This is a genomic window from Paraglaciecola sp. T6c, from assembly GCF_000014225.1.
GTDB lineage: Bacteria > Pseudomonadota > Gammaproteobacteria > Enterobacterales > Alteromonadaceae > Paraglaciecola > Paraglaciecola atlantica_A.
In genome coordinates this window covers 469,793-485,395 of record NC_008228.1, presented here as the reverse complement: position 1 = coordinate 485,395, position 15,603 = coordinate 469,793, and the positions used below count along the sequence as shown (strand labels likewise).

Below are 15,603 nucleotides of genomic sequence, written 5' to 3'. Positions count from 1 at the left end.
CGCAAATGACTGTTTTTACTGTGACGCGACGAACGGCATTTTTAGCCCGTCGAATGACATGTTGGCCACGTTGAATAAGACTGAACCAAATAGCGCTAACCACGAAACACGATGCATATCAGAAGCAAGCACGTAGACTGACCACTCTGACTAGGGAGAAAAGTGATTAACCGGACAAGCCCAACCAACCCACATCCTATCAATCAAATCAAAGGTTTCATCTTTGATCTTGATGGTACATTGGTGACCTCAAAGCTAGATTTCATATACCTGCGCGAACAAGTCGGTTGCCCACCGAAACAAGACATATTGCGTTTTATCGAAGGATTAGACGAAGCGCAGCAAATAGTGGCGAATAGAATTGTGGCAGATTACGAACTGCAAGACGCGCAAAATGCCCTGTGGATAGACGGCGCCCTGCCATTGATTCAGTGCCTGGCGAGCTCACAGCAACCTGTCGCTATTGTTACGCGCAATAGCCAACCCGCCACTCAACATAAGCTAAAACACCATGCTTCGCTGTTTGATCCCATAGTAACCAGAGAAGACGCTGCGCCTAAACCTGATCCGCAAGCGTTATTGCACATCGCCACATTGTGGCAATTACCCGTTCACCAACTCGCCTACGTAGGGGATTATCTGTATGACATTCAAGCAGCGAAAAACGCAGGTATGCTTGCTTGTTTATATGCCCCAGATGAACTCCCAGAATATGCCGACCAGGCCGATTGGGTCTTTAATCACTTCAGCGAATTTTTAGCGGCGTTAAAAACAAGCAAAGTACGACGATGACGTTTCATCATCAAGTATTAGCCTTGAAATATGAAGGCAAATCCGAAGCTTTGCCGACCGTGCTTGCCTACAAGTCCTTAAACATTTGAGCAACACGTTGTGCCTCTTGCTCTGTGTTGTAAATATGCCACGACAGGCGCAGACAATCGCCCCTTCGATCGAAATACGCATTGGCTGCGTGCAAGTCGCTTTCCAATTGGGTGAGCTTAGGCTCTGATAAATGCATACACAAAGTACCGCCTGTTTGCGCTACATCAATCGGCGTTAACACATGCTCGGCGGCATCGGCTAGCACGACTCTTTGTAACGTTTTACTGTGTTCGAATAAGCTTTGTGAACCGATTTGGTTGACTTGCTGCACACCTACCAGCGCTGTGGCATAGGGTAAGATACTCGGCGTGCCCCCCCAAAAGCGCTTTGCTGCGTCTGCAAACGCAAAGTGTTCGATATCAAACTCAAACGGGTTTTGATGAGAAAACCAGCCCAATTGTTTTGGTTCAAGTGCATTAATATGCTTTGGGTTTATCCACATAAAGCCAGCTCCGGGTCCGCCACACAACCATTTGACGCATGAGCCTAAGATCACATCAACGTTCCACGTTTGTAAATCAATTGGCACAACCCCTACCGATTGCGCCACATCCACAACTACTCGAATGTTCTTTGCCCGGCACAGGGCGCTTATATCAGCTACGTTTGATAACACACCGCTGTTTGAGTGCACATGGGTGATCAATGCCACCTCTACATCTTCAGTTAAGTGAGCTTGCCAAGCTGCAACGTCATTCGGGTCAATATCCTTGTCTATTAACGTCAGCTCAAAACCGTAAGCTGACAACCCTTGAACAACGAAGCCCATAGACGGAAATGCTGACGCATGCATTAATACTGTGCGCTTGTGGGTTGCGGGTTTACCGGCGTTTTTTAACTGAACGCTCCCAAGGGACTGCAAGTATTGATTCAACCCACTTGAAACACTGGGTTGAGGACAAAAATCCGCTGAGCTGGCATTAAACAAGGTGCCCAATTCCTCACAAAATTGCTCGATAATCGTTAGCCACTGCGGCCAAGCATCCCCACCCTTTTGCTGCCAAGGTTCGAAATAAGTTTGTCCCACTAAGCTGCGTGTCAGCACAGGCATGCAACCCACCGAATGGCTGAGTAGATACATCCCCTTAGGTAAAGAAAACTGCTGATTGGCATATTGCACTATAGGGCCTCACTAGGATTTTGATGAAATGGGCAACCTCCACCGACTTGGTTATTAACCTCATGGATTGACTCTCGCACTTCACCATAAGCGCTGCCCCAGCTGTCCGTCATGCTGCTACGCACCCGCCACAATTCAGGGAAAAATCGATGTTTCGCGCCATTTTCCAATAGCGTCACGGCTCGCCCTTTCAACGACTTAGCCTCAAGGCCAATTGAACGTTGAATTAAAAAAATATGCAGGCTACGAAACTTTTGTAATTGCTCGTCAAATTCAGCTAAGCACTCGGCCACAACGTAACTTTCGTCGTGACTGTATTGGCTATCGTATACTTGCTCGATGTTTTTATTTCGCCCTACTAAGTATTGCTCGTTGAACACGCTCCATAAGTCGGTTGGCATTTTCAATAACGTACGAAAACCAGGTGACTCTTGGCCGCTACCATTGCCAAGTTGCAAACGAATTTGCTGATACTCTTTTGGGGACATGGTTTCGAGTAAATCCAATTGCTGACTCATCATGCGCTGAATAAAACTGACTCGCTTCATCAAAGTCACCACTCGTAAGGTGTTTTCTTGCTGCATGAATTCCAATACATCCACCAGCGTATAAATGGCGAGTTTCATCCACAACTCTTCCACTTGATGCACTATTTGAAACTGTAACTCGTCGCCATTGCACAGCTCGGTTAACGGTTTTTGCGCACTCAGTAACTGCTGACAATGTAAATAAGTGCCGTAATCAAGCATCTCTGGTTTATCAAGTAGGGCATGGTACTTTTGGCGAAAAATAGTATCGGGCGTTACAGGCTTATTCATAGACATTATCCTTGCTCAGTTTGGCTGCGTGACGTCACACGTCAATAATGCCTATCATGCTAGAGTACTCGCCTTCGAACATTGTTCTATTTATACTGATTGAAAGCGATTTTTAAGAACAACGTTCTGGTTATTTCACATATGAAGAAACAAGTGTTAGATAAAAGCAGTATAAAAATCATCAATGCCTTGGAAAAAGATGGTCGCATGTCATTCGCAAACCTAGGTGATACCCTAGGTATCAGTAAAACACCCTGTTGGAATAAAGTGCAGCAATTGCAATCGGCAGGGGTTATTGAAGGATATAGCGCCCAACTAAATACCAAGGCGCTCGGCTTAAGCATTCGGGCATTGGTACATGTGGTGGTCGATTTTGAACATTATCAGGCGTTTGAAAAGGCGATTATCGAACACGCTTCAGTGCGCTCTTGTCATGCTGTCACTGGAGATTCAGATTATGTGCTGGAGATACTTGCGACTGACATCGAGGCATTTGACGAGCTGTTAAGGGCACAGTTGAGCAGACTACCCGGCGTACAACGCTTTAATACTTCGATCTCCACGCGTATGGTCAAAAATAATGGGCCATATTCAAACATGTTGCCATAGCTGGCTTATAATTGCTGGCTCAGCTACAGATAAAAATCCTGCTCGCCGGCTGATAAAGCGCTAACCTTTCCCAAATGATTCCATGAAAGCCTCAACAAAATTAGCTGAAGCGTTAGCATCCATATTGAAGTACAGACTCGGTTCAATCAGCTCAATTTCAATCACCACATACTCACCTTGATAACGCAGTAAATCGATGCGTGCATACAAGGCATCATCTGGCAGCGACGCCATAGTATGGCGAGCTTGAGTAAGCATTTCTTCATCAGGCTCAACAGCTTGTAAACTGCCACCATGCTCTTCTTGTACTCTAAAATCACCTGGCTCAGGTGTTTTTAAAATTGCGTGGCTAAAGTGACCGTTAAAGTAAAAGAGCGAATACTCCCCTTGGGTTACCACGGCTTCAACAAAGGGTTGAACCATAAACGCCCGCCCGTTAAAGACCTCAGCAAGAGTTTTTGATTGGGCAAGTAACTGCTCTCGGTCGAGCATGTAAGTGTGATCAGCATTAGCGCTAACACACGGTTTGATCACCAACCTATCACAATTAAAACGCTCAAAACCTGCGCTGACTTGTGCTAAATCGAATGTGTCCAGCCATAGGGTGGGCACAATTGCGATCCCCTGACTGGCTATATCTTTTAAATACTCTTTACTAATATTCCACGTTAATAACCGTAAGCTATTGGCCAATATAGCGCTAGAATCTTCAATTCGCTGTAAGCACCGCATAAACGCTTTGGCATGCTGTTGATAGTCCCACGTGCTGCGCACCACTACCACATCAAAACGATCCCAATCCACTGTGTTATCGTGCCAAGACACCGCCTCAACCTGCCAGCCTTGTTGCTTTAGCGGTTCGTATAATAGTTCGTCGTAAACAAAGTACCCTTCTAGATTATCGGTAGATAAAAAAGCACAACGTTTCATAGTATTTGAACCTCATTCTTCATAACATCAAATTATTCACAACCTCAAACTGTTCATAATCTAAATACAAAAACTTCATCATTCATGCATTCGATGCTAACACAGGTAAGCGTTAACTCAGGTTAACTACTGTGATCTGCGACATGTTGTTGAATGGCCTTAGGTATGATTAGCGGCTTTGAAATAAGCACTGTTTTGTGCCGGTTTAATTGGCCTTTGGTAATCACCACTTTCGATTTAGCCACGCCGCACTGCTTGGCTAAATATTTAATCAAATGCGTATTAGCTTTACCGTCAACAGGCGGTGCGGTGATCGCAACCTTAAGCTCATCACCGTGGAGGCCCACCACTTCGTCACGAGACGCTTTGGGTTGTGTATAAATACGCAAGTGCAAATCACCATCAATCACCTGAGCAGCGCTACTCTTCAATGCTTCTTCTCCTGGGCGCGTTGCTGGCGCCTTTGCTCACGCTTCATTTTTTGGCGTTTTTTATCTTTTAATACAGAGTAAACAATTGCAACTAAGCCCAACACAAAAGCCAAAATGAGAGCAACCCCGATCCATTGACACAACAACGGATAGGCGCAAGGTAAGCCGATTTGAATCGCTGAATCGTTCATCGATTTTAAGTTATCACGTGCAGTAAATTTGATTATGGATATGCGTCAAATTATCTACATAGTGGTAAGCACTCTCCCCTCAAAAAGGATTCACGTAATACCCTTGTTGATTCAACAACATATGGGCGGTCATAGCGGATAGCACCATATCAACGCCATCGATTAAGTCATCGTTGGCAATCTGATGATAATAAGCCGATTGCCCGCACAGCATGATTTGCACACCATTGGCTATCAAGGTGCTGAGCAGTTCAGCATTTGGATTGGGTTTGCCATATTTTTGCTTATACGCCTTCGTATTAAGCATTTCGTTGCTGGCACTACCATGGATCACCATAGCGAGATGTTGATTTTCCAGCGGCACGCCGTTCGCCACATGCATATTGATGAAACGCGCTACCGTATCAATACCGCGATTGAGTGCTCCCTCTTTGCCTGCTTGGTCAATATCAAAAGTCAGTTTAAATACCGTGTCTTTTGGTAATGTAACGTCCTGTTTTACTGGCGCGTGTTGTCCGTAACCAAAAATAACAGGGCCATCTGCAAAGCCTTCTGCAAATGCGTTCCCCCAAGTGACACTGCCTATTATGGCTAAGACCACAAACCTTACTTTACCCATCATGTCTCTCTATTTATCGCACGGTTATATGCTTGCTCGCTTTGATGCGCACTAGTTAGTAATTGTTACACAGATTACTTGGCTAAGTCAGCTTCACGGCTCGCTTTAAAGTCAGAGGCCATCTTCCACTTTGGCCAGTCTCTCGAGTTTGCTAACGTCGCGGTAATATTGACCATCAATTTAATGTCTTGCTCTACGCCACCCAGTGACCAATCAGCTGAAAAGTCATCTGCTGCTTTATGATATTTATGGGCGATATAATCAGGGTCTGTGTCCCCTAAGCTCATGAACAACAAGCTCGGAACACCTTGTTTAGCCATTGAAAAATGATCAGAGCGGAAAAACAAGCCGTTCTGGGGGCGAGGATCAAGCTTTACTCGCCGCCCTTGCGCATTGGCTGCGTTTGCAAGGTAATCTTCCATGTCGGATAAACCGTCACCGTACTGCAGAATATAATCCACTTTATCCAACACGTTCATACCATCAATGTTAAGCAAGGCAACCATCTTCTTGGTAGGGATGATATCCCCTTTTGAGAATTGCTCTGAGCCAATCAACCCCGTTTCTTCTGCGGTGAAATTAATGAATAAAATGGAACGTTCGAATGGTTTAACATCATGTTGTGCCTTGAGCATACGCGCCATTTCTAATGTGCCAGCAACACCAGAAGCATTGTCTACGGCGCCATTATAAATAATATCGCCATCGGCGGTTTGTTTAGTACCAAAATGATCCCAGTGTGCGCCTACCAATACGTATTCGTCAGGGTATTTACTGCCGGTAATTGTTGCTAGTACATTGTGTGACGTCGCTTGGCTAATGGTGTTTTTAAGACGCAAATTGGCAGTTTGCTTCAACGTCACTGGACTAAAATTGCTCTGCAATGCTTGTGCTTTAAGTTGTTGATAATTGAGGCCTGACTGTTCGAACACTTGCTCTGTTGCGGCCAACTGTATCCAACCCATAATCGGTAACTTGGATTTATTTTGCTCGTTATCAACCAATGTATACTTGCTACCCGTGTTTGAGCTTTCTACCACACTCCATGGGTAAGCTGCTGGCGCAGTTTCATGTACAATCAGCACGGCTTTTGCTCCCTGACGAGTTGCTTCTTCGTACTTGTATGTCCAGCGACCGTAGTAAGTCATCGCATTGCCAGTAAACACACTTGGGTTCTGTGTGGCAAAGCCTGGGTCATTAACTAACACGATAACCGTCTTGCCCCTCACATCTACATTGGCGTAATCGTTCCATTGATACTCAGGTGCGTTGATCCCGTAACCGACAAATACTAATTCAGAATCGTTAAGGGTTATCTGTGGGTTCATCTGTTCGGTACGTGCGGTGAAGTCGCTTCCTGCGAGAAAAGACAGCTCACCTATTTGTAAACGCATGTTTTGGTCAGGCGTAATCTGCGCCATGGGCACAGGTTGTAGGAATTGTGCTACGGGTGACGACTTCTGTGCATGTGGGTTCCCGCCCTGCAACCCCATCGCTTGATACTGCTTGGCTAAATAGTTAATCGTTAAGGTTTCCCCCTCCGTTAGGGGTCCTCTTCCTTGAAAGGTATCAGAGGCTAGCGTCTCGATATGGTGTGCCACGTTGATGAGATTAACGTCGTGCTCTTTATCTTGAGCACTTAGCGAAAAGGGCGCCAAAACAAGGCCTAGCATAGCACTGGCTTTAACAAGTTTGTAAAACTTATGGTGTAACATTGAGCAATTCATACGTTAGATCCGGTTAGATGCACTTCACCAATAAAGCGAAGTTAACATGTTAATTTTACTGAGATTAGCGATAAAATTAACGTTAATTTATGGGTAAAAAAAAGAATAAGTAAATAGGAATGACAGATGTTAACCGATATACTTTTGTTTACAATTAGAAGTACTCGTTGAATGAAAAGTACAACTACTATTCACGTTCAACGACTCATTATAATAATAACGAAACACACAAATAAGGTTTTTCCCCCCAATGAACAATAGATGGATGAAGGTTCTACTCCCCTTTCTAGCACTTATCGCCGGCTTTGGTGGAATGACGTTGATAGAAGTCAGCGCTTCCGAAGACGAGAAGAAAGAGCTTGTCGATACACGCCCTACGATTACAGTAGAAACTGCCCATGCAGAAGATTATCAAGTTGTCATTTCCAACCACGGTGAAGTGCAGCCTCTAGAGCGTACTATGATTTCTGCCCAAGTGTCAGGCGAAGTGATTAGCTGGCACCCCAGCTTTGTCGCCGGTGGGTTAGTTTTGCGTGGCAGTGTTTTGTTTAGCATCGAAAAAGATGCCTACGAAGCAGCGCTTTTACAAGCACAGGCCAATGTCAGTTTGGCCCAATCCCAATTAATAGAAGAAAAAGCCCGTGCTGACGTTGCCGAGCAAGAAGCCAGAAGTCTTCCAAGCAGTAAAGTGTCTGATTTGTATTTACGTAAACCTCAATTGCTCAGCGCTCAGGCAAATTTGAAATCAGCACAAGCCAGCCTAAAAATTGCTCAACGCGATTTAGATAACTGTGAAGTTATTGCCCCCTACGATGCACTCGTGATCAGCCGTAATATCGGTGTTGGCCAATTTATCTCTCAAGGTACCTCTGTAGGCGAAATATATAATGTTGAAGCGGCTGAGGTCATCTTCCCAATCGCTGGTTTTGACCGCGAATTTTTACCCGACGACCTAGCAGAAAAAGAAGCCAAAGTTGTGACCAACGGTTACAGTCCAATTGAGCGTACCGGATTAATTTCACGTGATTTAGGCGTAGTGGATCAAGCAACCCGCATGAGTCAATTAGTGGTTCGGGTAAACGATCCATACAGCCTGAAAAGCAATTTGCCAGCCCTCAAATTTGGTAACTATGTTCAGGTTAGTTTTCCTGGACGTACCCTAGAGCACATTTATCGCTTACCTCAGGCGCTGGTTAATAACCAGACGGTGTGGATAATGGACAAAGACAGCAAGCTACAACCTAAGAAAGTCGAAATTCTTCGCGAGGAAGGCGAGTACTTGCTTATCAGTAAAGGCATTTCTGACAACGACAATATTGTAACGACCCTGCCTGAATACCCGCAAACAGGCATGGAAGTCAAAGTCAGTAGTGGAAAATCAGCCAGTGAGCTAACCGCTCAGAAAGCGAAATAGGAGAAGGTATGTCTACAGAAGATTCCGCTCCTCGCCCAGATGTTCCTCACGAAGACCCTGAGCTACCAAACCCCTTCGAGCCTAAGCAAACGGGTTTAATCGCGTTTTTTGCCAATAATTCAGTAGCCGCCAACTTGATGATGATTTTTATCATTATTATGGGGGTGTTTAGCTACTTTACGATCCAGCGCCAAATGTTTCCGAACATTGAAATTAACTACATTAATATCAGTGCTGTGTACCGTGGTGCCTCGCCTCAAGAGATCGAAGAAAGTATTTTGATCAAAATTGAAGAGTCACTAAAGGACATCACCGAAATCAAGAAAGCGACTTCAAGGGCATTCCGTGGTAGTGGCCGAGTAACCTTAGAAATACAGGAAAATAAAGAACTCACCGATGTGCTTGATAAGGTAAAAGCGCGGGTTGATAGTATTGCGACTTTCCCTGCAGATATGGAGCCGCCGGACATTTCACAAATTGAGTTCCAACAAGATGTGATTGAAATGTCTCTAGTGGGTGACCTACCTATTACGCAGCTAAAACCTATCGCTAAAAAAATTGAAGATGAACTCCTTCATCTCAGTAATATTTCACTGGTGAGCGTGGATGCACCAGAAGATGAAATTGCGATTGAAATTCAGCCGGATGTATTGCGTAAATACAACCTCACTTTAGGGGATGTGCAGCTCGCAATACAAAATTATTCAGCCAACATATCCGCTGGCGAGCTTCGTACTGATTCAGGCATAGTCGCCGTTCGTGTTGAAAACCAAATGTACAGTGGCGACGAGTTTCGCAGGATCCCAATAAAAATCAGTGAAACGGGTGCTAAAGTCTATTTAGGCGACGTAGCCACCATTGAGGATGGATTTGAAGAAGGCCAGCGTTACTATAAATATTCTGGTGTAAACGCCATATATATGTCGGTAAAGGCCACCAAAGATCAGAGCACCATTCCGGTATCAAAAACCGTAAAAGAATATATTGAGATGCGCAATAAGACCTTACCCGCAGGCTTGCAGCTCAAAGTCCTGGTGGATATGACGTACTACCTCAATGCTCGTCTAGACATGATGCTCAGCAATTTATTTCAGGGTGCTATTTTGGTGGCAATTATGCTCACCATTTTCTTGCGATTCAGGCTCGCATTCTGGGTTATGCTCGGTCTACCCGTGTGCTTTTTAGGCGCCATCATGATGATGCCGGTTTTTGGAGTCACTATTAATATCCTGTCACTTTTCGCATTTATTATGGTGCTAGGGATAGTGGTGGACGACGCCATTGTCATAGGCGAAAGCGCATACAGTGAAATTGAAGAAAGAGGCGGCGGCGCTGAGAGTGTTATCCGCGGGGCGAAACGGGTGGCAACGCCTGCCACCTTCGGCGTACTGACCACCATTGCAGTATTTGCACCGGCCTTGTTTTCCACCGGCCCTGAAGGTCAGTTTTTCTACGTAATCGCCTGTGTGGTCATTTTATGTCTGGTCTTTAGCCTCATAGAGTCAAAACTGATCCTGCCGGCTCACTTAGCCCACATGAAGTTTACCCCAGTGAAAGAAACGAGTTGGCGTGCCCGCTTTAACCAACGCTTCTTTGGTTTCGTAAACGGAAAATACAAACGCTTTGTAGAAAGATGCACCGAATGGCGCTGGTTCGTTTTTTGTATCTTTATTGCTGTGCTGGTTATCAGTTGGGGGTTGGTGTCTGCCAACTACGTACGCATGATCCCGTCACCCAAGGTGCCTCATGACTTTCCGGGTATCTCGTTTGAAATGAATGAAAACGTGCCAGATGAAGCGGTAATCAACGCTTTGATCACCATAGAAAGTATGGTCATCAACGTAGATAAACAAATCATCGAAGAATACGGCAGTTCGATGATGCGCGACATTATGGTATTCAACCGTGGTCGCACTGAAGGTCGGGTACAAGTTCCCTTGGTTGACGAAGAAGACCGTCATTTTGACGCGTTTGAGCTTGCTAGGCGTTGGCGCGAACAATTACCTGAAATTCCAGGTATGAAGTCAATTACTATCATCGATGATATTAATGGCGGCGGCAATGACGACGGTGAATTTGGTTACATGCTATTTGGCAGTGACATAGATACCCTAAACGCTGCGGGGCGTGAGTTTATCTCAATGTTGCAGCAAACAAATGGACTGTTTGATATCAGTTCGTCAATCGACCCTGCTAGCAAAGAAGTACAAATGCAATTGCTGCCTGTGGCTTACGACTTAGGCTTAAACCTAGCCGACATTGCGCGCCAAGTTGGCGCCAGTTTTTACGGTGGTGAAGCCCAGCGGGTGATCCGCGGCGGTGACGAAGTGCGCGTAATGGTGCGCTACCCCAAGCTAACCCGGGAACGTTTTGCCGAGTTAAAATACGCGGTTATTACCACGCCTGCTGGCAGGGAGGTCATGCTTGGGGATGTAGTGAGCCTGACCGAAAAACCGGGGATCAACTACATCCGTCGTGAAGGCGGATACCGAAGCGTGTATGTGTTTGGCTCAATTGATGAAGAAGAAGTAGAGCCAAATGAGGTAGTGCAGACGGTAGAAGAAGATCTCTTGCCTCTAATGAAAGAAAAGTTCCCAGGGGTAAAAACCGAACTAGGTGGCACCATTGAAGAGCAGCAAGCACAGCAAAGCCAGCAGCTTATGTTCTTGGTGGCAGGGTTAATCATGGTCTACATCCTGCTCGCAGCACCGCTTAAAAGTTACGGCCAACCGCTTATTATCATGTCTGTTATTCCCTTTAGCTTAACGGGTGCTATTTGGGGGCATTTCTTGTTTGGTATAGATCTAAGCATGATGTCGACCTTCGGCATTATCGCCGCCGCAGGGGTGGTAATAAATGACAGCCTGGTTATGACAGACTTTGTTAACCAACAACGTGCTATGGGCGTTCGCATTAAAGATTCAGTGGTTAACGCTGGTTGCGCTCGCTTCAGGGCAATCACCTTAACATCAATCACCACGTTTGCCGGTGTATTGCCGATCATGTTCGAAACCAGCCTACAGGCACGGTTCGTTATTCCCATGGCGGTCGCGTTGGGATTTGCGGTAATGTACGCGACTATGGTGACACTTATACTCGTGCCTTGCTTGTATTTGATACTCGAGGATATTAAGAATATTTTCAGAGCTATTTTTGCTGCGATTGGTCGCTTGTTTAGCCGCAAGCGCGAGAAGCATCAAGCAATAAAGAATAGCTAACCCATTAATAGTAAGAAGAAAAAGGCGCCTTAAGGCGCTTTTTTCGTCTCTGCTCTTAATATTTCATCAACGCGACCGATACCCTTAGCAACTAGACTTTAGTAGATGCTAGACACGCTAAAATAACGTATATTCTTTAACCACAAATAAAAATAAAACGTCATACTTCAATATATAAATTTGAGGTCTCCATTGCTGATTTCAGTGCACTGGCTGAATGAATGGGTAAAACAAGAACGTGAACGCGAAAAAAATATCCAATATATTCTACATTGGCGACTGGCAAGTCACGCCTCAGACCAATAGCGTGCGTGCAGGTGATGCCGTTACCCAGCTCGAACCTAAAGCCATGGATGTGTTACTTTTACTGTGTCAACAACGCCGAGACAATGGCCACGAACACGCACTCAGTGCCGATGACATAGCCAGTCAATGCTGGGGCAGTGAAATTGGCGACAATCCAGTACACAAAGCCATTACCCAACTTAGAAAAGCCTTTAACGATAAACCCAGTACCCCCAAATATATTGAAACCATCCGTAAGCGCGGCTATCGCATCGTTGCCAAGCTCGACTTCCCGGATGAAGCGTTAACCAACGATCCCCAAGAAAGCACGAACGACTGGCAAGGGGGCTCGCCTTTTCCGGGCCTTAGCGCCTTTGAGCCTGATGAAAGTAACGTATTCTTTGGTCGCAGTGCACAAATCACCGCTTTACTGACTCGGGTATCAAAGCTAGTCAGTGCGAAACACGCTTTTTGCTTAGTACTTGGTCCAAGTGGCAGCGGCAAGTCTTCGTTAATCAATGCAGGGGTGTTACCCCGCCTGACTCATCAAAACGGCCATGACGGCATTGGTGTCGTCAGTTATACCAGTGTGGATCTTGCCGATGTCAGCCAATCTCGACTCTTCATTGATTTGGCGTCCTCACTGCTCGATTGGGACATTAATGATATCCCTGTGTTTGAAGGCTTAAGCGCAGAAACACTAGCGGATATGTTGCAAGAAGACTGCCCGCAAGTAGCCGTACTATGCAATAAGGCGCTAGCCTCTATCCAGCAGCAAACGCCAGCTAGTCGTTACGCACAACCCCAGCTATTTTTATTTATTGACCGCCTAGAAGTCTTACTTTCATCCCCTGTATTCAATGATGATGAACGCAAACGCTTTTTAAAATGCCTTGATACCTTAGCAACATCAGGAAGCATTTTAATCTTCAGTGCCTGTCGCAATGACTTTTACCCGCTCGTCGTGGCGCATCCCAGTTTAATGGCGGGCAAAGACCAAGGCGCCCATTTCGATTTACTGCCGCCGTCATCAAGTGAGCTCAGTCAAATGATCCGCTTGCCCGCTAAGGCTGCAAACCTAAGCTGGACAAACGAACCGAACAGCACTAACCCGCTAGATGAAATCTTATGTCATGAAGCGGTTAATCACCCTGACGCCCTGCCTATGTTGCAGTACACCCTGCAAGAGTTGTACGAGCAACGTAGCGCTAACAACGAAATGCAGTACTCGGTGTATCGTCATTTGGGGGGGATTGAAGGGGCCATAGGTAAAAAAGCAGAACAGATCTACCTTCAACTTTCAAAAGACCAGCAATCGCAATTGGAGTACATACTGTCACTCTTGGTCACCCTGAGCCCAGACGGTGAAAATATCACCAGTCGTGCTGCTCGCTGGTCGCAATTAGACGACAACCCGATTAAACATTCGAGCCAACATGAACTCGTACAGGCCATGGTGGAAAGTCGCTTACTGGTATCACACCTGCAACACGGTGAGCCCTGTTTCAGCTTGGCCCATGAAGCCCTGTTACGAAAATGGCCAAGGGCCAGCAACTGGATAAACGAGCACAGAGACGCCCTAAGGATCAAAAGCCAATTACAGCAATTAGCAGGTCGTTGGCAATTTGAGGAAAGAAACAAAGCGTATTTACTCCCAGAAGGAAAGCCCTTATTAGAAGCGGTTAACTTACAAAAAAGTGCCGTTTTTAAGCTTGATGAAGAAGAATGCGCCCTCATCAAAGCATCGCAAAAAAGTGGTAACGTAAAACGCTGGTTAAAACGCACCACTGTGACCTTACTTTGTGTGCTCACCTTTACCGCCCTGTTTATGAGCGTAAAAAGCCAACAGGCAGAAAATTTAGCCCAGCAAAAACGCTTGGAAGCCGAGAGTCTATTAGGCTTTATGGTAGGCGAATTCGCCGACAAACTGCGCAGTGTAAAGCGCATGGATTTACTTGATGGGATCAGCAATAAAGCCTTGGAGTATTTTAGCCAACAAGATGAAGAAGTCGAGGTGTCTTTTTTCCCGTCTTTAACCGACACAGCGCAAAATTTTAAAACCCGCTTTCAACATGCTCAAACCCTAGCTGCAATGGGTGAAGTGGCTTATTCGCGCAATAAAAATGATGAAGCCAAACAAGCCTTTAGCTCAGCCAAAACGATTCTAGACAAACTATACAAAATACAACCCGAGAACAGCGAACTGTTAAAGGCTCTAGGCGCGAACGCATTTTGGTTGGGGCAACTGGCCTCGGACAAGGCAGAATTCACCTTAGCAAAGCCGCATTTCGAGGAATATCTGTCTTACAGTAAATTGATGAATCAGCTAGAGCCTAACAGTGATGACGCTAAACTTGAGCTTTCATATGCATATCTTGCGATGGGTGGTGTTAATAGTAAGCTACAAGAGCTAGGTGTCGCTAAAATGGCGTTTGAAAAGGCGTTAGCGATTCAGTACGAACTCACTGAAGATTTAGCCAAAACTGATATGTCTCAAGTCGATATTGCAGATACTTTAGAATGGCTAGCTGAAATAGAAGAGCAGTTAGGCAGCCTAGAACAAGCGGTTCGCACACGTGAGAGAGTACAGAATATTATCACCGACATATTGGCAACCCACGTCGGTAATGCGAACTTACTTGAGAGTATTGCGTACTCTTACCTAAATAATGCCAATGTATTGTATTATCTAGGCCTATATAAAGCAGCAAAACAGGCGGTTTTATCAGCAAAAATCAACTTAGATACACTGTTACTGCAAGACCCGTCGAATGAAATATGGCAACTTGACTTGCTGGGTGCCCATGCGTTAAATCTATATTTATCGTCCCTGACTAGCAGTGCGCCGTCAAACCAAAGCATTGCATTGAGCGATTTCAAAAGAATATTAACGAGAGCGGAAAGACTCTACTCGTCAATTCCTATCATCATCGAAGGCTATCAACTTAACGGTAATTGGGATTTAGCCGAGCGAGCAATTAGGTTGGCAACATCAAAATTTAAACAGTTATCAAGAGAACAGCCTGCAAACCAGTTGCTGTTGACCGCCTTAAGCAATGTTTATTTGTTAGCAGCAAAACAAGATGAGCACGCACAGAACCAGGTAGGTGCTGCATCTATCACCAATGCCACTAGCAATACCCATTCCGACAAACGCCAAGCCTGTCAGCAGGCAGCCAACTTGTTGCGCCCCATTGTAACTGATAACAGCGGCTACGAGGTACTACTGCCTTTTGTGCAAGCTCACGATTGCTTACAACTGCGAGATAAAGTTAAACCGTTCGCTGATAAATTAGCACTGATGCAAATAAAAAATTATCGTTTTTAGCTCACCATAACGTTCAACCAAAAAGGAAGAA

11 protein-coding genes are annotated in these 15,603 nt (G+C 45.4%); 5 read left to right on the top strand and 6 right to left on the bottom strand.

Annotation, left to right across the window (positions count from 1 at the left end):
- Window positions 1–162: 162 nt before the first annotated feature.
- The gene (locus PATL_RS02130; protein WP_011573339.1) at window positions 163–792 is read left to right on the top strand and encodes an HAD family hydrolase; all 630 of its coding nucleotides are present in this window, start codon (window positions 163–165) and stop codon (window positions 790–792) included.
- A gap of 67 nt (window positions 793–859) precedes the next feature.
- Here the strand turns inward: PATL_RS02130 and PATL_RS02125 are convergent, their stop codons facing one another.
- Together PATL_RS02125 and PATL_RS02120 are read right to left on the bottom strand one after the other, a co-directional pair.
- Window positions 860–2,002: an aminotransferase class V-fold PLP-dependent enzyme gene (locus tag PATL_RS02125; RefSeq protein ID WP_041713186.1), complete on the bottom strand. Its 1,143-nt coding sequence runs from the start codon at window positions 2,000–2,002 to the stop codon at window positions 860–862.
- On the bottom strand, window positions 2,002–2,820 hold the full coding sequence (locus PATL_RS02120) for a tryptophan 2,3-dioxygenase family protein (protein ID WP_011573337.1): 819 nt from the start codon (window positions 2,818–2,820) through the stop codon (window positions 2,002–2,004). Before PATL_RS02120 ends, PATL_RS02125 begins: the two co-directional genes overlap by 1 nt.
- Before the next feature lie 141 nt (window positions 2,821–2,961).
- Between PATL_RS02120 and PATL_RS02115 the strand changes: the two genes are divergently transcribed.
- A complete protein-coding gene (locus PATL_RS02115) occupies window positions 2,962–3,429 on the top strand; it encodes an Lrp/AsnC family transcriptional regulator (RefSeq protein WP_011573336.1) in 468 nt (155 codons plus the stop codon).
- A 60-nt stretch (window positions 3,430–3,489) separates the two neighbouring features.
- Here PATL_RS02115 and PATL_RS02110 read toward each other — a convergent pair whose 3' ends face one another.
- The 4 genes from PATL_RS02110 to PATL_RS02090 form a co-directional block, all read right to left on the bottom strand.
- Entirely contained in the window at window positions 3,490–4,359 is an 870-nt protein-coding gene (locus PATL_RS02110) for an ATP-grasp domain-containing protein (protein ID WP_011573335.1), read from the bottom strand.
- A 122-nt stretch (window positions 4,360–4,481) separates the two neighbouring features.
- Window positions 4,482–4,790: a DUF167 family protein YggU gene (yggU, locus tag PATL_RS02105; RefSeq protein ID WP_041713181.1), complete on the bottom strand. Its 309-nt coding sequence runs from the start codon at window positions 4,788–4,790 to the stop codon at window positions 4,482–4,484.
- 270 nt (window positions 4,791–5,060) lie between these two features.
- Window positions 5,061–5,603, bottom strand: a complete 543-nt coding sequence (locus PATL_RS02095; protein WP_011573333.1) for a DsrE family protein — start codon at window positions 5,601–5,603, stop codon at window positions 5,061–5,063.
- Window positions 5,604–5,674: 71 nt separating this feature from the next.
- Window positions 5,675–7,273 carry a M28 family metallopeptidase gene (locus PATL_RS02090; RefSeq protein WP_232283320.1) on the bottom strand — a complete coding sequence of 533 codons (1,599 nt, stop codon included), beginning with the start codon at window positions 7,271–7,273 and terminating at the stop codon, window positions 5,675–5,677.
- Window positions 7,274–7,592: 319 nt separating this feature from the next.
- On the opposite strand from PATL_RS02090, the gene PATL_RS02085 reads away from it, so the two are divergent.
- The 3 genes from PATL_RS02085 to PATL_RS02075 all read left to right on the top strand — a co-directional run bounded on the left by PATL_RS02085 (window position 7,593) and on the right by PATL_RS02075 (window position 15,572).
- Window positions 7,593–8,741 (top strand): efflux RND transporter periplasmic adaptor subunit, encoded by a 1,149-nt coding sequence (locus PATL_RS02085; protein WP_081429916.1) that lies wholly within the window; start codon window positions 7,593–7,595, stop codon window positions 8,739–8,741.
- 8 nt (window positions 8,742–8,749) lie between these two features.
- Window positions 8,750–11,959, top strand: a complete 3,210-nt coding sequence (locus PATL_RS02080) for an efflux RND transporter permease subunit (protein ID WP_011573330.1) — start codon at window positions 8,750–8,752, stop codon at window positions 11,957–11,959.
- A gap of 238 nt (window positions 11,960–12,197) precedes the next feature.
- Window positions 12,198–15,572 carry a winged helix-turn-helix domain-containing protein gene (locus PATL_RS02075; protein WP_011573329.1) on the top strand — a complete coding sequence of 1,125 codons (3,375 nt, stop codon included), beginning with the start codon at window positions 12,198–12,200 and terminating at the stop codon, window positions 15,570–15,572.
- The last annotated feature ends 31 nt before the right edge of the window (window positions 15,573–15,603 follow it).